This is a genomic window from Nocardioides sp., assembly GCF_964229035.1.
Taxonomy (GTDB): Bacteria; Actinomycetota; Actinomycetes; order Propionibacteriales; family Nocardioidaceae; genus Nocardioides.
Genome location: NZ_CAXRAZ010000010.1, coordinates 111529 through 129905, shown reverse-complemented (window position 1 = coordinate 129905; position 18377 = coordinate 111529). Strand labels below are relative to the sequence as shown.

Below are 18377 nucleotides of genomic sequence, written 5' to 3'. Positions count from 1 at the left end.
GGTTCGGACTTCGGGATTCATCCATGCCGCACATGGTAGGAGAGGCTCCCCAAATCCCTCGTGTTCGTGGACGACGCTCAGCCGACCGCCGCCGCGGCACGACCGGCGCTCGGCGGTCCCCTCAGTTCTGGCTGCGCAGGTAGCGCCCGAAGTGCGGCACGGTGAAGGCGATCCGGCCCCGTTCGCCGGAGTAGATGAGGCCCTTCTTCAGCAGCGCGTCGCGCGCGGGCGAGAGCGACTGCGGCTTCTTGCCCAGCAGCGCGGCCACGTCGGCGGTGGCGACCGAACCCACGGGGTCCTCGACCTCGCCCGGGGCGAGCTCGACGGCGACGTCCGCCATGGCGCGCAGGTAGTCGCGCTCGGCGGGGGTGGCGCGCTCGTAGCGGGAGCCGAAGAAGCCGACCGCGAGCTCCTGCTCGGCCTCGGGGCCGGCGACCGACACGTCGTCCGCGGTGATGGGGTCGCGGGGTGCGAGGTCCCACACGGCGCGACCGTAGGCCTGGATGAAGTAGGGGTAGCCGCGGGTGGCGTCGTACATCGCGGCCAGCGCCTCGTCGGTGAAGGCGGCGTCCTCCTCGGCAGCGGGGGCGGCGAGTGCGCGGTCGGCCGCCTCGCGGGAGAGCCGGTCGATGCGCTGGTAGCTGAAGAGCCGCTCGGAGTAGGACTTGCTCGCCGACAGCACCGCCGGCAGGTGCGGCAGGCCGGCGCCGACGACGATGAGCGGCAGTCCGTTCTGGCTCAGCTCGTGGCAGGCCGCGCACAGCGCCGACACGTCGGCCGCGCCGAGGTCCTGCATCTCGTCGATGAACACCGCGACGCCGCGGCCGACGTCCGCGGCCAGCCCGCCGACGTCGGTGAGCAGCTCGACGAGGTCGATCTCGACGTCGCCGGAGTCGGCGCGCCCGCGCACCGCCGGTGCGTCGATGCCGGGGCTCCAGCGATCGCGCAGCTTGGCGTCGGCCCCCGCGTCGCGCTGCGCGAAGGAGCGGATCACGCCGAGCACGTGGTCGGTCGCCGCCCCGGAGTCGTCACCGGCGGGACGGCCCAGCTCGCGCACCGCCTGGTGCAGCGCCGAGGCGAGCGGACGACGCAGCGACTGGTCGGGGCGCGCCTCGAGCTTGCCGGTGCCCCACCCCTTGCGCACGGCGGCCGAGCGCAGCGCGTTGAGCAGCACCGTCTTGCCCACGCCCCGCAGCCCGGTGAGCACCAGCGAGCGCTCCGGACGCCCCCGCGCCACCCGCTCGAGCACCACGTCGAAGGCCCGCAGCTGCTCGTCACGACCCGCCAGCTCGGGCGGACGCTGCCCGGCGCCGGGGGCGTACGGGTTGCGGATGGGATCCATGCGAGGACCGTAGCCGTGTCCGTATCCAGTGATCTAGCGCTCGCCGTAGATCCGGGTTAGACGACGCGAGCGCGCGGCGATTCTGTCGCGCCGGCGGGACGGCGCCCGCGACGCCGCCTCAGGACTGGGCGGCCGAGCGCCACGCCACCGCCCCGCCGCCGACGACGGCGACGAGCACGCCGAGTCCGATCAGGCCGGGGCTGGGTGCGTGGGAGGGGTCGTTGGCGGGCGCTGCGGCCGGCGTGATCACGACCGGGGTGGAGGTCGACGGCAGCGGGGTGGTCGGCAGGACCGCGGCCGGAGCCGGAGCCGGGGCGGCGTCCACGGCCGGCTCGATGGTGAGGCCGGAGGTGAGCGCGACGGGGTCGGCCGGCGGCGCCTCGTCGGTGAGGGCGTCGCCGATCTGGCCGCCGGTGGAGCCGGGCAGACTGCCGCCGTCGCCCTCGGAGCCGGTGCCGGGGTCCTCGCCGCCGTCGTCCACGCAGGGCTCGCCGGCGGGGCTGCCGGGGTCAACCACAACGTCCTCGACCCACGCGGGCTGGTAGTCCTCGTACGCCTCGACGTCGACGATCTCGACCGCCGAGCCCTCGACCTTGGCCCAGCCCTCACCCTCGGGCGCCTCGGCCATGGTGCCGTCGGGCGACTCGGTGTGCTCGACCTCGCGGGTGGCGCCCGTGGCGGTGAAGCCGTCGGGCGCGGGCAGGTCGGCGTCCTGCCAGACGCTGTCGCCGGCGGCCGGGTCGGCGGGCGCGAACTCGGCCTCGGTGATGGTGCGGGTGCGCGCCCACGACCACTCGGTGTGCGTCTGGGCCGGCACCTGGACGACGGTCTCCGGGTGCAGGACCTCCTGGATGACCGGGTCGACGGCCGGGGCGCCGCAGGGGATCTCGGGGTCGGGGTCCGGGCCGTCGTCCTCGCCCGGGATGACGGGCGGGAGGTCGATCGGCGGCGTCACCACCGGGGGCGTGGGGGGCGGCGTGTCGGCGGCGTGGGCGCCGGCGGGCATCACGACGACGCCGAGGCCGGCGAGGGTGCCGACCGCGAGGGTGGCGAGGGGGGAGGTCAGGCGCGTGCGCATGTGGAGCCTTCTGTGTGCGGACATGTGTGCCTGGGGGGGAGCAACCCCGGGAGGTCTTGCACCGCCCAACGCCGTGTCGCCCCGAGGGTCACTGGCGACGGGAGAAAACAGGACCGGGTCCCAAGGGTTCCACAGCGCGCTCGTCTAGTCTGCTGTTCGTGCCCGAGCTGCCCGAAGTCGAGGCGTTGGTCCTGGATCTGGGGGCCCGTCTGGATGGTCGCGCCGTCACCGCGGTGCACCTGGCGGCCTTCAGCGCCCTGAAGACCTACGACCCTCCGCTCGCCGCGCTCGAGGGCGCCCTCGTGGACGGCGTGGCGCGGCACGGAAAGTTCCTCGACATCGAGGTCGGCGGCCTGCACCTGATCCTGCACCTGGCCCGCGCGGGCTGGGTGCGCTGGCGCGACGAGGTGCCGGCGATCCCGCCGCGCCCCGGCGGCAAGTCGCCCCTGGCCGTGCGGGTGGTGCTCGACGAGGTCGACGGCCTCACCCCCGGGCTCGACGTCACCGAGGCCGGCACCAAGAAGTCGCTCGCCCTCTACCTCGTGCGCTCCCCCGACGACGTGCCCGGCATCGCCAGCCTCGGGCCCGATCCCCTCACCGACGACTTCACCGCCGAGCGCCTCGGCGCGATCCTCACCGGTGCCGGACGCAAGCAGATCAAGGGCGTGCTCCGCCACCAGGGCACCATCGCCGGCATCGGCAACGCCTACTCCGACGAGATCCTCCACGCCGCCCGCATGTCGCCCTTCAAGCCGGCCGACAGCCTCACCGACGACGAGCTCGCCGTCCTCTACGCCGCCCTGAGGACGACGCTCGGCGACGCCGTCGAGCGCAGCCGCGGTCTCGCGGCCACCGAGCTCAAGGCCGAGAAGAAGTCGAACCTCGCCGTGCACGGCCGCACCGGCCTTCCGTGCCCGGTGTGCGGCGACACCGTGCGCGAGGTGTCCTTCGCCGACTCCAGCCTGCAGTACTGCCCCACCTGCCAGACCGGCGGCAAGCCGCTCGCCGACCGGCGGATGAGTCGACTCCTGAAGTAGCGCCGGCGCGGGCGTCGTCCGCGGGCCCGTTTCGTCCTGCCCCGACCTCTGCGATGCGGCGGTAATCTCGGCGCCATCCATCCGCGCCATCCCACCGAGGGGCCGTCGTGATCGAACGCATCAGGGCTCGCATCCAGGCCCACCTCGAGGCCGCGGAACGCCAGCGGGCGAGCAACGAGTTCTCGGCCGTCGATCCGTTCGGACGCAACCACACGGTGATCGTGAGGCGGCCGTGGGAGGACGCCCTCAACCCGTACCCGTTCAACGAGCACAAGGAGTGGCTCATGCCTCGCCACTGGGTGCCGTTCGGATGTCTCGGGTTGCTGACCCAGGTCGCGCTGGCCTCCCGGACGCGTGCGCGCCGAGCGGTTCGCTCGGTGTGGGTCTTCCGCCACGACGGCCGTCGTGCCGTGCATCTCATGAAGGTCCACGTGGAGAGTCCTGAGGCGGCCACGCAGCTGGCGAGCGGGATCCAGGACGAGATCCGCCGCGGGCTGTACCGCTGGGAGCGCTTGCCCCTGCGCTGACGCCGGTGGGCGTCGTCCGCGCCCCGATCTGCGAGGCCCCCAGCCGAATCGTCGTGTCAGGGCCCGTTTGACGACAGATCGGCTGGGGGCGTGGAGCGCCACGTGTCGATAGTCTCGGCGGGTGTCTGCTCGCCGCCGCCCGGACGACGTGTCCTTCGCCGCGATGGTCGTGCGCGCTGAGAGCCTCGGCCGAGATGGCCGCACCAGCGACCGGCAACAGGAGGCGTGGGAGGCGCCGTGCGGTGGGAACACGTGGCAGGACCACGACGGAGTCGTCTGGACCCACGTTGGAGACGTGACAGCCGGCGCGCTGCGGACGAGCCTGCACGATCCCGCTGCCGTGAGCATCCCCAGCCTGCGTTCCTTCGTCGAGCCGACCTCGACCCGGGTGGTGCTCGCCTACCCTCCGGACGAGGTGGTCGACGTCCCCTTCGAGGATCGCAAGCAGCTGCTCGAGGACGTCATCAGCGCCCGATACGGGCGACCGGCCGAGCCCAGCGGTAGGACCGTCTTCCATGTGCGCATCTTCACCAATGCGGGCGGTCACGACCTGGTCGTCGTCCGCGAGTGGTGCGAGCTGTAGCCGGTTACCGCCCGAGGCCAGCCCGCGCTGACGCCGGTGGGCGTCGTCCGCGCCCCGATCTGCGAGGCCCCCAGCCGAATCGTCGTGTCAGGGCCTGATTCACGACAGATTGGCTGGGGGCGTGGGGGATCAGCGGGCGGCGGTCGCCGGAGCCGCGCCGACCACCAGCCCGGGATCGATCGCCTCGGCCGGGGGCACGGGGGGCCGGGCACGCCACTGCAGCACGACCACCGCTGCGATCACGAGCGCGCCGCCACCCCACTGCAGCAGCGTCGGCGCCTCTCCGAGGACGACGGCCGCGCTGGCCACCGTGACCACGGGCTCGAGCACCGAGAGCAGCGCCGCGGTGGAGGGGCCGACGCGGGCGAGGCCGGCGAAGAAGAGCAGCACCGACCCGACGGTGCTCACCAGCGCGATCGCCACGAGCCACACCCAGGCCTGCGGGGCGAAGCCGAGATCGAGCCCACCGCCGACGCCACCGGTGAGGCCGAAGCTGATGGCGGCGCCGAGGCACACGATCGCCGAGAGCGGAACGGGCGCAAGCCCGCGGGTGACGGCGTCGCCGACGACGATGTAGCAGGTGTAGGTGACCGCAGCGCCCGCGGCGAGCAGGACGCCGAGCGGGGCCATCGAGCCGGTGGCGGCACCCGCCAGCACGAGCACCGTGCCCGCGATCGCGAGGCCGAGGGCCCCCACCCGGCGCACCGACGCCGACTCGCGGCCGAGCGCGACCGCCACCACCATCACGAGCACCGGGTAGGCGTAGAAGACGAGCGCCACGATGGCGGCGTCCGCGTGCTGCAGCGCGGAGAAGTAGAAGGTCGACTGCAGTGCGTAGCCCACGCCGCCGAGCAGCAGGCCGACGGCGAGGCCGCGTCGTCCGAGGGTGCTGAGCGAGCCGCGGGCGGCGGCCACGGCGAGCAGCACGACCGCGGCGATCGCGAAGCGCACGATTAGCAGGGTCGGCACGCTCACGCCGTCGTCGTACGCCGCCCGCGCCAGCACCGCCATCAGCCCGAAGCCGGCGGCCGAGGCCAGGCACATCATCGCTCCCACGCGACCATGGTGAGGGCAAGCAACCGTGCAGGTCCATCGCACATCTCTGGCGTTGACCGTTCGGCGGATCCGAACAATGATCGGCTCGTGCTCGACCTCCACCGCCTGCGACTGCTGCGCGAGCTGCACGGTCGCGGCACGGTGCACGCCGCCGCGGCGGCCCTCGGCTACTCACCCAGCACGGTGTCGCAGCAGCTGTCGGTGCTCGAGCGCGAGGCGGGCACCGCCCTGCTCGAGCGCAGTGGACGACGCGTCCGCCTCACCCCCGCCGGCCACGCGCTCCTGCGCCACGCGGTGCGCCTGCTCGAGGGCGTCGAGGAGGCCGAGGCCGAGCTCGCGGCGCTCGCGGCCGGGCGCACCGCGGGCCTGGTGCGGGTGGCGTCCGTCCAGTCGGCCTTCCTCCGCATCGTCGCGCCGGCGATCGCGGCGCTCGCCGAGAGCCACCCCGACGTGCGCGTGGAGGCGGTGGAGGCCGAGGCGGAGCAGGCGATCCCGGCTCTGCAGCTGCACGCCTACGACGTCGTGGTCGGGGAGGAGTACGCCGGCCAGCCTCGACCCGTGGCCGACGGGCTGCGCCGCGAGCGGCTGCTGCGCGAGCGCATCAACGTGCTGCTGCCCCACACCCCCGGCCGCGCACCCGCCCTGGCCGACCTCGCCGAGCGCCGCTGGTCGGCCTGCCAGCCCGGCACCGGGCAGCACGCCATGCACCTGCGGGTGTGCCGCGAGCTCGGCGGCTTCGAGCCCGACACCCGCTACCTCTCCGACGACTTCGCCATCTGCGTGGCGATGGTGCGCGACGCCGGTGCCGCCACCCTGCTGCCCGACCTCGTGCTCGGCCACGGCGCCGGCACGGGCGACCTGCGCGTCGTCCCGATCGACGACGCCCGGGTGGGCCGCGAGGTCTTCTCGCTCACCCGCGCCGGGCGCACCCCGGCGGTCGAGGCGGTGGCCGCCGCACTCCACAGCGCCGCCGAGGCGATGCCGCCGCCGCGGGGACCCGCCCCGCCCGCCTAGGCTGGCGTCATGGTCCCCTCCGTCGAGATCGACGCCCTGCCCGACCCGCTCCCCGACGACGTGCTCGTGCTCGACGTCCGCGAGGACGACGAGTGGGCGGCCGGCCACATCAACGGCGCCCTGCACATCCCGCTGATGGAGCTGCCCGCGCGACTCGGCGAGTTCACCGCGCGCGAACCCGCGCAGACCCTGGTCGTGTGCAAGGCCGGCGGCCGCTCCGCGCGGGCCACCGCCTACCTGGCCCAGCAGGGGTGGGACGTGGTCAACCTCATCGACGGGATGATGGGCTGGGAGCGGGCCGGTCGGAAGATGGTGGCCGACGGCGGCCAGGCGCCCGTCGTCCTCTAGGGGCGCATCCGCATCGACGCGAACCCGGCTCCGGACGGCGTGAGGCCGCCCGGAGCGGGGCAGGACGTCACTGGTTCTGCAGGTCGTCGAGGTAGCTCTGCAGCTCGGCGGGGTCGGTGGGGATGTCGCCGAGCTGGCTGGCGAGGTCGCTGGGCAGGTCGGTGGGCAGGTCGCTCGGCAGGCTGGGCAGGTCGGTGGGCAGGTCGCTCGGCATGCTCGGCAGCTTCGGCGGGCAGGTCTTGAGCTGGTACTCGAGGTAGGTCTGCGCCTTCTCCTGGTCGGCCTTGGAGATGGTGAGGTCGAACGGGTCGCCGGTGGGCTTCTCGAAGGCCTTCTCGAGGTCGCCGGCCTCGATCTTCTTCAGCGCGTTGACCTGGATCGCGAAGCCGTCGCGCGCCTCCTTCGAGATGCCGTCGGGCGTGCCGACCTCCTCGAGGTTCTTGGCGCCGTCGTGCAGCCGGTCGGCGAGCTTGTCCCAGTCCTTGCTCTTCACCGCGTCGGTGAGCGCGTCGCCGCCGAAGACGGCCTCGGCCGCCTCGCAGTACTCCTTCTTCGACGCACCCTCGGGCGCGGAGGTCGAGGAGTCGACGTCGCTGCCCCCGCACGCGGTGAGACCGGCGGCGAGCACCGTGCCGAGGCCGAGGGCGACGAGCGGACGGGAGATGCGGGAGGGACCGAGACGGGGATTCACGGGCAGCAACCTACGCCACGGCTCCGACGCGAGGTCGGAAGGCGATCAGCCGGCCTGCCGCCAGCGGGGCGCCGGCACCTCGTGCAGGGCGGCGAGGCGACGCACGTAGTCGGCGCGCGGGATGGAGCGCACCCCGAGCGTGGCCAGGTGGGGCGTCGTCCACTGGACGTCGATGAGGCGGCGACCCGCGGCTCCGTGCTCGTCGGCGCGCAGCAGGTCGACCAGACCCATCAGGGCCACCTTCGAAGCGTCGGTCTCGCGGTGGAACATCGACTCGCCGGCGAAGAGCCCGCCGATCGCGATGCCGTAGAGCCCACCCACCAGCCGGCCGTCGCGCCACGCCTCCACCGAGTGCGCCCAGCCCAGCCGGTGCAGGCGCGTGTAGGCCTGCACGATGCGCCGGTCGATCCACCCGTGCGGACGACGCGGGTCGCCGCAGGCGGCGATCACCTCGCCGAAGGCGGTGTCGACGCGGATCTCCATCGTGCGCGCCGAGCGGCGCAGCGATCGGGAGGCGTGGAAGGCGTCGAGCTCCAGCACACCGCGGTGCGCGGGGCACCACCAGCCGACGGTCGGCCCCTCGGGCATCGGGAACAACCCGACGCGGTAGGCCGCCAGCAGCGTGCCGGGCTCGAGGTCGGCACCCGTGGCCACGAGGTCGGAGGCGTCGTGGTGCACCTCGTCCAGGTAGTCCGCCTCGTCCACCTCGTCCGCCTCGTCCACCGGGAGGCCGTCGTGGCCGAGGTCGCCCTGTAGGGGCAGCGCGGCCAGGTCGTCGGTGCTCGGGAACACCCAGGGCGACGCCGGCGGCTCGACCGGCCCGCTCAGCGGTCCACCCCGCACGTGTGCGCCGGGTCCGGCGAGGTCGCCCAGGGGACGATCACTGCCCCGCGACGCCGGCGCAGGTGCTGCCGGCGTAGGTGAGGAAGTCGGTGGCGAGCTTGTTGTCGGCCTGGCTCAGGCCCGGCAGCACGCCCGACGCGCTCGGCTGGGCCGCGAGCTTCTTGGCCTCCGCGAAGCTCAGCCCGGCGATCGCCTTCGACACCACGGCACGCCCCTTCTCCTGCTCGTCCGTGGCGTCCTTCGGCAGCGGGGCCTCGGCCAGCTGGCCGTAGACGTCCTGGATCTTCTTCCACTCCGTGGCGCTGCGCAGCGAGGCGGCCGAGGACGACATGACCGTGACGATCTGCTTGACCGCATCGCAGAACTCCGTCGCGTCGGCGGGCACGGCACCGCCCGAGGCTCCCGCCGACGACCCGGCGGACGCACCGGTCGACGGTGCCGTCGAGCCCTCGGCACCTGACGAGCCACCCGACGAACCGTCCGTCGAGCCGTCGGCGCCGGTCGAGGAGCTCGCGCCGGCGCCGGTCGAGGATCCGGTGCTCGTCGCGTCGGCGTCGCCGTCGTCGCCACCGCAGGCGGCGAGGCCGACGGCGAGGGCCGCGGCGAGCGCGGCGGCGGGGATCGTGCGGCGGAGCGAGGTCATCTCGGTAGGTCCTTCGGCGAGGGCAGGCGGGGCGTCGTCCACAGTAGCCGCGGGGTGCGGACCGCGAGCGTGCAGCCGGCCCGGGGTCGCCGCTCGGTCTAGCCCTGCGGGACGACGCCCGGGCAGGTCTGCGTGAGATAGCTGAGGAAGCCGGTGGCCTTGATCGCCTCGGCGTCGCTCAGACCGGGAGCGGTCGCACCGGCGTCCATCGCTCGGGTCTGCTCGAGGTCCAGCGCCAAGAACGCGTCGATGTAGAGGCGCCGACCCTCGACCACGTCGGCGTCGACACCCGCCGGCAGGTCGACGGCACGCAGCGTGGTGAGCGCCTCGCGGTACTGCTCGAACTGGGTCTCGGTGAGGTCGGCGGGCTTCTCGATCGGCCCGATCACGTCGGCGAGCCCCTGGAAGGCTGCGCAGATCTCGTCGCCGCTGCCGATCTGCTGGCTCTCGCTCGGGGAGGAGCTCTGCGTCGGGCTCGGCGAGGTCCGCGGCACCGACGAGGACGACGCTCCGGCCCCCTCCGTGGCGGCGTCCTCGCCGCAGCCCGCGAGGGCGAGGACGGCAGCGCACGCGGCGGCGGGCACGGAGAGGCGGTGGCGCAGGGCGGGTGACGACATGGTGGTCCTTCGGGTGGGGGCGCGCGAGGAGCGGGTGGGCTCACCGTAGCGATCGTCGAGCGCGGGCGGAGCCGATCTGCGGACCCCCCTCCTAGGATCGCGCCATGGCTTCCAATCTCCGCCGCGGGATCGCCTCCGAGGCCGCCCGCCAGCTCGCTCCCAAGGTCACCCAGCTCGCTCCGGGGCTGACGCAGTCGTTCGTGCGCCAGGCGCTGCACCGCGCCATCAACGGCGTCGGTCCGCTGGCCCCGGCGGCGAGCGCGGCGGAGGAGCAGCTGCACGAGCAGGGCGGCAACGTCGACAAGGCGATCCGCGAGCTGATCGAGAACCACGTGCTGTTCGCGAGCGCCGGCGGCCTGGTCACCAACCTCGGCGGCCTGGTCACCGCCGCCGTCGTCGCGCCGGCCAACATCACCGGCCTCGCGCTCATCCAGAGCCGTCTGGTGGCGAGCATCGCCCACCTGCGCGGCTACGACCTGGCCGATCCGCGCGTGCGCAACGCCATCCTCGTCACCACGCTGGGCCCCGAGTCGGTGCAGAAGCTGGTCAAGCGCCAGCAGCTGCCGGCTCCGCCGATGGCCATCGCCACGGCGCCCGCGCACGACCCGCAGCTCGACGTCATCGTCTCGGGCGTGCTCGCCAACGAGCTCATCAGCCGCGTGATCGGCAAGCGGGTGGCCACCACGGTGGGCAAGCGCGTGCCGGTGATCGGCGGCGCCGTGGGCGCCACCACCGACGGCTGGAGCACCCTGCGCGTGGGGCGTTACGCCAAGCGCGAGCTGCGCCCCCGCGCCGACCGGTAGGCGGCGAGCGCGCGTCGTCCACCGCGGCTCGCCTCGAGGCGCTGAACGGTGCGCTCGGCGGCGCGCAGGCGCATCGGCTTGCGCGCCTCGACGAGCTCGCCCTCGAGCTCCGCGATGCGCCGGCGCAGCGACTCCGACTCGTCGAAACGCGCCCCGGCCTCCACCAGCAGGGCCCGCAGGGCGTCGACGGCGGCGGCGGCCACCGCGCCCTCGTCGGGATGGTCGGGATCGGCCCACTTCTCGGGCGAGGGAGCCTCACCGCGCAGGTCGGCGAGATCGCCGACGACGTCGTACGCGCGCTTCTCCAGCTCGGCGATCCAGCGCTCGGTGAGGTCGGCCACCCAGGGGTAGGCGTCGGGCGGCAGGCTCAGGCGGGCCGAGGCGGTGCGCTGCGAGAGGGTGCGGTGCGCGCGCCGCGCGCGCACCCGCGGCCGGTAGTGCGCGGCGGGGAGGTCGGTGGCCGCCTCCTTGTTGATCCGCCGCACCAGCGCCGACTCCGGGACGCCGAGGCTGATGTTGGCGCGCTCGGTGCCGAGGTCGAGATCGAGGTCGTCGAGGCCGAAGGTCGCGCTGAAGCGCTGCCACAGCAGGTCCCGCGGGCTGCCGGGGCGCGGCACGGTGACGAGGTGCACCCGCTCCGGGGGCAGCGCGGCACCCCAGCGGTCGAGGATGTCGGGGATCTCCTGCACGCCCCAGAACCAACCGCCGACGCGGTGGCTGCGGTCGGGGTCGCGGATGATGTCGAGGAACTTCGCGTAGCCGAACTCGGCGCGGTGCTTGACGTTCTCCTGCCACTCGGCCGGGATCTGGCGCACGAGGTCGCGTACCGAGATCACCAGGTGCACCTCCGCACCCCCACCGTCGGCCTCGTGCCCGAGGCTGGCGAGCGCGCGGTCGATCTGGGCGCGCGTGGCGGTGGCCAGGATCTCGTGGCTGATGATCGAGGTGCCGTCGTGCTCGCGAACCCGCTGCGCGAGCCGGTCCCAGGCCCCGACCGCCTCGCGCTCCAGGCCACCCCAGCGCAGACGCATGAGGTCGAGAGCGGCCAGGAAGTGCTCGTCGAAGCGGTCGGCCGGGTAGAGCACGCCCTGCTCGAGCAACCGCTCGCGGTTGCCGAAGAGCACGTCCTGCAGGTACGAGGTGCCGGTCTTCGGCGTGCCGACGTGCAGCAGGATGCGCCGGCTCATGCGCGCGCCTCGGCACGGGGCGCGGAGCAGAGGTCGGGATCGAGCAGCAGCTCCAGGCCGAGGGCCAGCGCGCCGTCGGCGCTGGGCAGCACGGGCGTCGACGGCACGGCGGCGGGCACCAGCGCGTCGAGGTCACCGAGGACGCCGTAGCCCGCCGCCGTCAGCTCGTGGCGCACGCGCTCGGCGTGCGATCGCAGCCACGGCGTCCACCGGGGTTCGACCGTGGGCAGGGCACCGCCGCGGCCGGCCAGGCGGGAGGCGAGCACCGAGCGCAGCAGCCCGGGCCGCAGGCGCTCGTCGCCGAGCAGTCCGAGCGGTTCGCCGACGCGACGCACGAGCTCGATGGCGTCCGCCCCGAGCGGAGCTGGCTCCACGATCTCGGGCACCCCGAGCTCGTCGGCGAGCGCCGCGACGTCGAGGACGACGCGCACCTGCTCGGCTCCCCAGCGCTCACGGGCGGCGCGGGCCATGCGGGCGAGGTCGGCGCGCGGCGGGATCCGGCCGCCCGTGGCGGCGGCGCGCACGAAGCCGGGCCAGCCGTGGCCGCCCTGGTCGAAGGAGCGCGAGGTCCAGGCGTGGGCCAGCGACGTGCCGAGGTCCTCGGCGAGCAGGTACGCCACCGGCGCGCGCCCGCCCGGCTGCAGGCCGCGGGCCCGCAGGGTCGCCTCCACCGCCGGGACGCGCCACGGCACCCCGACCACCACGAAGCCGGCGGACCGGGAGCGGGCGCGCCGGGCGCGGTCGAGTCGGGCGACGATCGCGGCCTGGGCGGCATGGGCGGCCTGGGCGCCGGCGCGGGAGGAGCGCCGCGGAGGGTCGGGGATGCGGGCCCGGCGGGCCACGTCGTCGGCCAGCAATGAGGTGACCACGCGCAGCAGCTCGTCGGCACCGAGCTCGTCGGGGTCCACCGGCCGCGGTCCGTAGTCGCGCGCCTCGAGACCGGTGAGGGCCAGCTCGCTGCGGCCCCGGCCCGCGAGGTCGGCGGCGAGGACGCGGTCGGCGGTGGCCTGGTCGACCCGGCGTCCCGTGGCCTCCGCGAGACGGTTGAGGCGCAGGAGCACGCTCATCTGCTGGGCGCCGGGAAGCCGGTGACCGCGCTGCCCGCGCTGCTCGGGCACCTCGGGCGCCTCGCGCTCGGACCACTCGCGCCAGCCGGTCGTCGTCCCCTCGCGGAGGGCCGCCGCCCACGCCCAGGCCCGCCCCTCACCACTCATGGGTCAACGGTAGGACCTCGCCGGTGCACCCGGCGCCTCGGGTTCGCGGCGCGGGCAGGCTTCAGGCCTGCGGGTCGTCGGCGCCAGCACCCGCGAGCGCGCGGACGACGGCCGACGGGCTCGGCCGCCCGAGGTGACCGGCCATCCAGGTGCTGGTCGCCACCACGGCCTCGAGGTCGACGCCGTGCTCGATGCCGAGGCCGGTGAGCATCCAGACGAGGTCCTCGGTGGCGAGGTTGCCGGTGGCGGACTTCGCGTAGGGGCAGCCGCCGAGCCCGCCGGCCGAGGCGTCGAAGGTGCTCACGCCCGCCTGCAGGCCGGCATGCACGTTGGCCAGCGCCTGGCCGTAGGTGTCGTGGAAGTGCAGGGCGAGGCGTTCGGGGCCCGCGCCCGCCGCGGCGAAAGCGCCCACGAGGGCACCGACGTGGCCCGCGGTGCCCACGCCGATGGTGTCGCCGAGGCTGAGCTGCGTGACCCCGAGGTCGAGCAGGCGGACGCCGGCCTGGACGACCCGCTCGATCGCCACGGGCCCCTCCCAGGGGTCGCCGAAACACATCGACACGTAGCCGCGCACGTCGGCGCCGGCGGCCAGCGCGCGCTCGATCACAGGGGCGAACATCGCGAACTGATCGGCGTAGGTGGAGTTGAGGTTGCGCTGCGCGAAGGTCTCGGTGGCTGAGGCGAACACCGCCACGTGGCGCTGCCCGATGGCGAGCGCCCGGTCGAGGCCGCGCTCGTTGGGCACCAGCACCGGCAGCTGGCGCGTGCGCTCGCCGAGCACCGCGGTGAGCTCGGCCAGCAGCTCGGCGGCGTCGGCGAGCTGGGGCACCCAGCGGGGGTGCACGAAGCTGGTGGCCTCCACCACCGGCAGACCGGCGTCGAGCAGGCGGGTGACGAACTCCGCCTTCACCGCCACCGGCACGATCGCCTGCTCGTTCTGCAGACCGTCGCGGGGGCCGACCTCGTAGATGGTCACTCGCTCCGGCAGGCCTGCACCGGGCTGCCGCATGGGAAGGGGCGCGGCGCTCACGGGGCGGCGTCCACGGTGAAGAGCACGGCACCGAGCACCACCTGGTCGCCGGCGGCGGCGTCGACCGTGCCGACGGTGCCGGCGTGCGGGGCGCGCAGCGCGAGCTCCATCTTCATCGCCTCCACGACACCGAGGACGTCGCCCTCGGCCACCTGCTGGCCGGGGGTCACCCGCACCTCGAGCACGGTGCCCGGCATCGGCGCGAGCACGGTGCCATCGCCCGCCGCGGCACCGGCGTCGCCGCTCGGGCCGGGGAGCGTGAGGACGTGGCGCTGGCCGCGGTGGGCCAGCTCGACCCCGTGTCTCGTGACGCGCGCGACGACACCCTCGGGGGCGCGCGGCGCGGCCACGGCGTCGCCTTCGACGAAGGGCACCGTGGGTGTGAGGGCAGGGCCACCGGCGCGCCAGCCGTCGGCGGCGAAGGGACCGGTGCTGCTGGCGTTGGCGTCGAGCCAGAGTCGCGCAGCGACGCCGCGGGCCTCTGAGGGATCGGGGGCGGGCACTTCGTGGCGGTCCAGCCACGCGGTGTCGATCTCGCACCCGGCGAACGCGGACGACGCGGCGAGCTCGCGCAGGAAGCCAACGTTGGTGGTCAGCCCCAGCACCGACGTGGCCTCCAGTGCGGCGACCAGGCGCGCCCGCGCCTGCTCGCGACCGGCACCGTGCGCGATGACCTTGCCGAGCATCGGGTCGTAGGACGTCGAGACGACCTGGCCGGACTCCAGCGCGTGGTCGACCCGCACCCCATCGATCCCACCCGGCCACACCACGGTCGTGGCCGTGCCGGCTTGCGGCAGGAAGCCGCCGTAGGCGTCCTCGGCGTAGACGCGCGCCTCGATCGCGTGGCCGGTGAAGGTGATGTCGTCCTGCGTCAGGCCGAGCGGCTCACCGGCGGCCACCCGCAGCTGCAGCTCGACCAGGTCGAGACCGGTGATCGCCTCGGTGACCGGGTGCTCGACCTGCAAGCGGGTGTTCATCTCGAGGAAGTAGAACTCGCCCGTCGCCTCGTCGAGCAGGAACTCGACGGTGCCGGCGCCGACGTAGCCGACGTGGGCGGCCAGCTCGACCCCCGCCGCGCGGATGCGGGCGCGGGTGGCGTCGTCCAGGGTCGGGGCAGGAGCCTCCTCGAGCACCTTCTGGTGGCGCCGCTGGGTCGAGCAGTCGCGCTCGCCGAGGTGCAGCACGGTGCCGTGGGTGTCACCAATGACCTGGACCTCGATGTGGCGCCCGCGCTCGACGTACTTCTCGATGAGCATCGTGTCGTCGCCGAAGGCGTGCAGGGCCTCGCGCTTCGCGGCGGCCACCGCCTCGGCCATCTCGGTCTCGCTGCGCACGATGCGCATGCCCTTGCCGCCGCCGCCGGCGGCGGCTTTGACGAGCACGGGGTAGGCGGCGTCTTCCCCCGTGGGCACGACCGGCACTCCGGCCGCCACGGCGATGGCGCGGGCGGCGTCCTTGCGGCCCATCTGCTCCATCACCCGTGAGCTCGGACCGACAAGCCCCAGATCGACCTCCTCGAGGGCGGCGGCGAACTCAGGGCGCTCGGAGAGGAACCCGTATCCGGGGTGGACGAACCAGCAGCCGTAGGCGCGTGCACGCGCCACGACAGCCTCGATGTCGAGGTAGGACGGCACGTGGGCGGCCTCGTCGCACGCGCGCACGTGGGGAGCGTCGACGTCGAGGTCGGTGAACAGGGCGACCGTGGGCAGGCCCAGGCGGGCGCAGGTGCGGGCGATGCGCACAGCGATCTCGCCGCGGTTGGCGATCAGAACGCGCATCCGCGGGTCGAGGGCCGACGCCGGGGCGGGGGTCGAGCGAACGGGCATCTCAGGTCACATCCGGAAGACGCCGTAGGACGGCGCGGGGGTCGGCACCCCGGCGGTGACCTCGAGGGCCATGCCGAGGATGCGGCGGGTGTCGGCGGGGTCGATCACGCCGTCGTCCCAGAGCCGGGCGGAGGCGTAGTAGGGCGAGCCCTGGGTCTCGTACTGCGCGCGGATCGGGGCCTTGAAGTCCTCCACATCCGCGTCGGCGTCCTTGCCGGCCACGGTGGCGAGCACGGTGGCGGCCTGCTCGCCGCCCATCACCGAGATGCGCGCGTTGGGCCACATCCACAGGAAGCGGGGGTCGTAGGCGCGCCCGCACATGCCGTAGTTGCCGGCGCCGAACGAGCCGCCGATCACCACGGTGAACTTCGGCACCACCGAGCAGGCCACCGCAGTGACGAGCTTCGCGCCGTCGCGGGCGATGCCGCGGTTCTCGTACTCGCGCCCGACCATGAAGCCGGAGATGTTCTGCAGGAAGACCAGCGGGATGCCGCGCTGGTTGCACAGCTCGACGAAGTGGGCACCCTTGAGCGAGGACTCGCTGAACAGGATGCCGTTGTTGGCGACGATGCCGACCCGGTGGCCGTGGATGCGGGCGAAGGCGCACACCAGGGTCTCGCCGTACAGCTGCTTGAACTCGCTGAACCGGCTGCCGTCGACGAGGCGGCGGATCACCTCGCGCACGTCGTAGGGCGTGCGGGTGCTCGTGGGCACGACGTCGTAGATCGACTCGGGCGACTCGAGCGGCTCCTCGACCTCGGCGGGGTCGACGGGTTCGGTGGCACCGCCGGTGCGGGCGGCGCGGGCGGCGCGGCCGGTGGCGGGCGCGGGGAGGGTGTCGACGATGCCGCGCAGGATGCGCAGGGCGTGGTCGTCGTCCTCGGCGAGGTGGTCGACCACTCCGCTACGACGGGCGTGGACGTCGCCGCCGCCGAGGTCCTCGGCGCTGACGACCTCGCCGGTGGCGGCCTTCACCAGCGGCGGCCCGCCGAGGAAGATCGTGCCCTGCTCCTTGACGATCACCGTCTCGTCGCTCATCGCCGGCACGTAGGCGCCGCCGGCCGTGCACGACCCCATCACCGCGGCCAGCTGCGGGATGCCGCGCGCGCTCATGTTCGCCTGGTTGAAGAAGATGCGGCCGAAGTGCTCGCGGTCGGGGAACACCTCGTCCTGCATCGGCAGGAAGGCGCCGCCGGAGTCGACGAGGTAGAGGCACGGGAGGTTGTTCTCGGCCGCGATCGTCTGCGCGCGCAGGTGCTTCTTCACCGTCATCGGGTAGTACGTGCCGCCCTTGACGGTGGCGTCGTTGGCGACGACGAGGCAGTGACGCCCCTGCACCAGCCCGATGCCGGCGACCACGCCGGCCGACGGCACGGCGTAGTCGTCACCCTCCCCCCTGCCGTACATGCCGTACGCCGCCAGCGGCGCCAGCTCGCGGAACGGGCTGCCGGGGTCGAGCAGCCGATCGACCCGCTCGCGCGGCAGCAGCTTGCCGCGGGCCGTGTGCTTGGCGCGCGCGGCCTCGCTGCCGCCCTGGCGCACGCGGACCAACCGCTCGTGCAGGTCGGCCGCGAGCTCGCGCAGGGACGCGTCGGTGGTGGTGGCGGTCACAGGGGTTGAGGTTAACGATCGTTAACCGTTGCGGCAAGGGCGGGTGGGGGTTGGGGGGGGGGGTGGGGTGTTTTGGCCCAACACCGCAACATTTCCGCCGTTGCCGTTGCGGTTTGCCACCAATCGACGCACCCGACGCGACCCGGCGGCACCGACCTACCCACCGAGCGGCCGCGCGCCGGCGCCGTCCACCGTGCCCGCCGGGAGCCGCTAGTAGCCTGCCGCCCGTGAGCGAGGACGACGCGGGGCGCTCCCCCGGGGCAGCGCGCGAGCCGTCGCGGCGCGAGCAGATCCTCGCCACCGCCGCCGACCTCTTCGCCGCCCGCGGTTTCCACGGCGTCTCGGTCGCCGACCTCGGCGCGGCCTGCGGCATCTCGGGGCCGGCGCTCTACAAGCACTTCCCCTCGAAGCAGGCCGTGCTGGCCGAGATGCTCACCTCGATCAGCGAGCGCCTGCTCGAGGTCGGTCGTCGCCGCGTGGACGACGCCCGCGGCGACGCCGCGGCGGCCCTGCGCGGCCTCGTGCACTGGCAGCTCGAGTTCGCCCTCAGCCGTCGAGCGCTCATCATCGTGCAGGACCGCGACTGGGAGTCGCTGCCACCCGAGGCCCGCGACCAGGTGCGCTCGCTGCAGCGCGCCTACATCGCGCTGTGGATGGACCAGCTCCAGGTGCTCGACCCCGACCTCGACCGGCCGCGCGCCCGCGCCGCCGCGCAGGCCGCGTTCGGCCTCATCAACTCCACCCCCCGCGCCGGCCACGACATCCCGGACGACGACCTCCACGCGCTGCTGGCCCGCATGGCACTGGCGGCGTTGGGTGTCGATCGCGCCTGAGCGACCAGGCACGGCGTCCTCGCGCCGTCCTCGCGGTGTCCTCGCGTCGTCCACTGCCGGGGCTGTGGACGACGGTCGACCTCGCGTCTCCGCT

At 74.2% G+C, this 18377-nt stretch carries 19 protein-coding genes; 7 read left to right on the top strand and 12 right to left on the bottom strand.

From position 1 onward, the window contains the following. Positions 1-121: 121 nt before the first annotated feature. Together ACERUN_RS04025 and ACERUN_RS04020 are read right to left on the bottom strand one after the other, a co-directional pair. Entirely contained in the window at positions 122-1342 is a 1221-nt protein-coding gene (locus tag ACERUN_RS04025; RefSeq protein WP_370288446.1) for an ATP-binding protein, read from the bottom strand. Positions 1343-1460: 118 nt separating this feature from the next. Then, a complete protein-coding gene (locus tag ACERUN_RS04020; RefSeq protein ID WP_370288445.1) occupies positions 1461-2420 on the bottom strand; it encodes a hypothetical protein in 960 nt (319 codons plus the stop codon). Positions 2421-2578: 158 nt separating this feature from the next. Here ACERUN_RS04020 and ACERUN_RS04015 point away from each other — a divergent pair, with 158 nt between their 5' ends. The 3 genes from ACERUN_RS04015 (at position 2579) to ACERUN_RS04005 (ending at position 4567) form a co-directional block, all read left to right on the top strand. Then, positions 2579-3457, top strand: coding sequence for an Fpg/Nei family DNA glycosylase (locus ACERUN_RS04015; protein ID WP_370288443.1), 879 nt, complete (start codon positions 2579-2581; stop codon positions 3455-3457). 107 nt (positions 3458-3564) lie between these two features. Beyond that, positions 3565-3984, top strand: a complete 420-nt coding sequence (locus ACERUN_RS04010; protein ID WP_370288442.1) for a hypothetical protein — start codon at positions 3565-3567, stop codon at positions 3982-3984. Between the two features lie 340 nt (positions 3985-4324). Then, positions 4325-4567, top strand: a complete 243-nt coding sequence (locus ACERUN_RS04005; RefSeq protein WP_370288440.1) for a hypothetical protein — start codon at positions 4325-4327, stop codon at positions 4565-4567. 129 nt (positions 4568-4696) lie between these two features. On the opposite strand, the gene ACERUN_RS04000 is transcribed toward ACERUN_RS04005, so the two are convergent. Further along, the gene (locus ACERUN_RS04000; RefSeq protein WP_370288467.1) at positions 4697-5614 is read right to left on the bottom strand and encodes a DMT family transporter; all 918 of its coding nucleotides are present in this window, start codon (positions 5612-5614) and stop codon (positions 4697-4699) included. Between the two features lie 96 nt (positions 5615-5710). Between ACERUN_RS04000 and ACERUN_RS03995 the strand changes: the two genes are divergently transcribed. Together ACERUN_RS03995 and ACERUN_RS03990 are read left to right on the top strand one after the other, a co-directional pair. Beyond that, on the top strand, positions 5711-6637 hold the full coding sequence (locus tag ACERUN_RS03995) for a LysR family transcriptional regulator (RefSeq protein WP_370288439.1): 927 nt from the start codon (positions 5711-5713) through the stop codon (positions 6635-6637). A gap of 9 nt (positions 6638-6646) precedes the next feature. Beyond that, positions 6647-6985: a rhodanese-like domain-containing protein gene (locus tag ACERUN_RS03990; protein WP_370288438.1), complete on the top strand. Its 339-nt coding sequence runs from the start codon at positions 6647-6649 to the stop codon at positions 6983-6985. 67 nt (positions 6986-7052) lie between these two features. Here the strand turns inward: ACERUN_RS03990 and ACERUN_RS03985 are convergent, their stop codons facing one another. The 4 genes from ACERUN_RS03985 to ACERUN_RS03970 all read right to left on the bottom strand — a co-directional run bounded on the left by ACERUN_RS03985 (position 7053) and on the right by ACERUN_RS03970 (position 9779). Continuing rightward, positions 7053-7676, bottom strand: coding sequence for a hypothetical protein (locus tag ACERUN_RS03985; protein WP_370288437.1), 624 nt, complete (start codon positions 7674-7676; stop codon positions 7053-7055). 45 nt (positions 7677-7721) lie between these two features. After that, positions 7722-8468: a leucyl/phenylalanyl-tRNA--protein transferase gene (gene aat, locus ACERUN_RS03980; protein ID WP_370288436.1), complete on the bottom strand. Its 747-nt coding sequence runs from the start codon at positions 8466-8468 to the stop codon at positions 7722-7724. Between the two features lie 88 nt (positions 8469-8556). After that, on the bottom strand, positions 8557-9162 hold the full coding sequence (locus tag ACERUN_RS03975; RefSeq protein ID WP_370288434.1) for a hypothetical protein: 606 nt from the start codon (positions 9160-9162) through the stop codon (positions 8557-8559). Positions 9163-9260: 98 nt separating this feature from the next. Continuing rightward, positions 9261-9779: a hypothetical protein gene (locus ACERUN_RS03970; protein WP_370288433.1), complete on the bottom strand. Its 519-nt coding sequence runs from the start codon at positions 9777-9779 to the stop codon at positions 9261-9263. 104 nt (positions 9780-9883) lie between these two features. Here ACERUN_RS03970 and ACERUN_RS03965 point away from each other — a divergent pair, with 104 nt between their 5' ends. After that, positions 9884-10582, top strand: a complete 699-nt coding sequence (locus ACERUN_RS03965; RefSeq protein WP_370288432.1) for an EcsC family protein — start codon at positions 9884-9886, stop codon at positions 10580-10582. On the opposite strand, the gene ACERUN_RS03960 is transcribed toward ACERUN_RS03965, so the two are convergent. The 5 genes from ACERUN_RS03960 to ACERUN_RS03940 form a co-directional block, all read right to left on the bottom strand. After that, positions 10543-11769: a hypothetical protein gene (locus tag ACERUN_RS03960; RefSeq protein WP_370288431.1), complete on the bottom strand. Its 1227-nt coding sequence runs from the start codon at positions 11767-11769 to the stop codon at positions 10543-10545. The two genes, ACERUN_RS03965 and ACERUN_RS03960, sit on opposite strands and share 40 nt — an antisense overlap. Continuing rightward, a complete protein-coding gene (locus ACERUN_RS03955; protein WP_370288430.1) occupies positions 11766-12983 on the bottom strand; it encodes a hypothetical protein in 1218 nt (405 codons plus the stop codon). The genes ACERUN_RS03960 and ACERUN_RS03955 overlap by 4 nt, the downstream gene beginning before the upstream one ends. Positions 12984-13044: 61 nt before the next feature. Next, positions 13045-13992: a hydroxymethylglutaryl-CoA lyase gene (locus ACERUN_RS03950; RefSeq protein WP_370288466.1), complete on the bottom strand. Its 948-nt coding sequence runs from the start codon at positions 13990-13992 to the stop codon at positions 13045-13047. Between the two features lie 17 nt (positions 13993-14009). Then, a complete protein-coding gene (locus tag ACERUN_RS03945; RefSeq protein ID WP_370288429.1) occupies positions 14010-15839 on the bottom strand; it encodes a biotin carboxylase N-terminal domain-containing protein in 1830 nt (609 codons plus the stop codon). Positions 15840-15845: 6 nt separating this feature from the next. Continuing rightward, a complete protein-coding gene (locus ACERUN_RS03940; protein ID WP_370288427.1) occupies positions 15846-17450 on the bottom strand; it encodes a carboxyl transferase domain-containing protein in 1605 nt (534 codons plus the stop codon). 227 nt (positions 17451-17677) lie between these two features. Between ACERUN_RS03940 and ACERUN_RS03935 the strand changes: the two genes are divergently transcribed. Further along, positions 17678-18283 (top strand): TetR/AcrR family transcriptional regulator, encoded by a 606-nt coding sequence (locus ACERUN_RS03935; protein ID WP_370288424.1) that lies wholly within the window; start codon positions 17678-17680, stop codon positions 18281-18283. Positions 18284-18377 lie beyond the last annotated feature (94 nt).

What these genes read in the sequence shown, in the direction of transcription:
- ACERUN_RS03955 (WP_370288430.1), bottom strand. Translation starts at nt 12,983, where the DNA reads ATGAGTGGTGAGGGGCGGGCCTGGGCGTGGGCGGCGGCCCTCCGCGAG.
- ACERUN_RS03970 (WP_370288433.1), bottom strand. Translation starts at nt 9,779, where the DNA reads ATGTCGTCACCCGCCCTGCGCCACCGCCTCTCCGTGCCCGCCGCCGCG.
- ACERUN_RS03950 (WP_370288466.1), bottom strand. Translation starts at nt 13,992, where the DNA reads ATGCGGCAGCCCGGTGCAGGCCTGCCGGAGCGAGTGACCATCTACGAG.
- ACERUN_RS03990 (WP_370288438.1), top strand. Translation starts at nt 6,647, where the DNA reads ATGGTCCCCTCCGTCGAGATCGACGCCCTGCCCGACCCGCTCCCCGAC.
- ACERUN_RS03960 (WP_370288431.1), bottom strand. Translation starts at nt 11,769, where the DNA reads ATGAGCCGGCGCATCCTGCTGCACGTCGGCACGCCGAAGACCGGCACC.
- ACERUN_RS04020 (WP_370288445.1), bottom strand. Translation starts at nt 2,420, where the DNA reads ATGCGCACGCGCCTGACCTCCCCCCTCGCCACCCTCGCGGTCGGCACC.
- ACERUN_RS03975 (WP_370288434.1), bottom strand. Translation starts at nt 9,162, where the DNA reads ATGACCTCGCTCCGCCGCACGATCCCCGCCGCCGCGCTCGCCGCGGCC.
- ACERUN_RS04000 (WP_370288467.1), bottom strand. Translation starts at nt 5,614, where the DNA reads ATGATGTGCCTGGCCTCGGCCGCCGGCTTCGGGCTGATGGCGGTGCTG.
- ACERUN_RS03945 (WP_370288429.1), bottom strand. Translation starts at nt 15,839, where the DNA reads ATGCCCGTTCGCTCGACCCCCGCCCCGGCGTCGGCCCTCGACCCGCGG.
- ACERUN_RS04025 (WP_370288446.1), bottom strand. Translation starts at nt 1,342, where the DNA reads ATGGATCCCATCCGCAACCCGTACGCCCCCGGCGCCGGGCAGCGTCCG.
- ACERUN_RS03965 (WP_370288432.1), top strand. Translation starts at nt 9,884, where the DNA reads ATGGCTTCCAATCTCCGCCGCGGGATCGCCTCCGAGGCCGCCCGCCAG.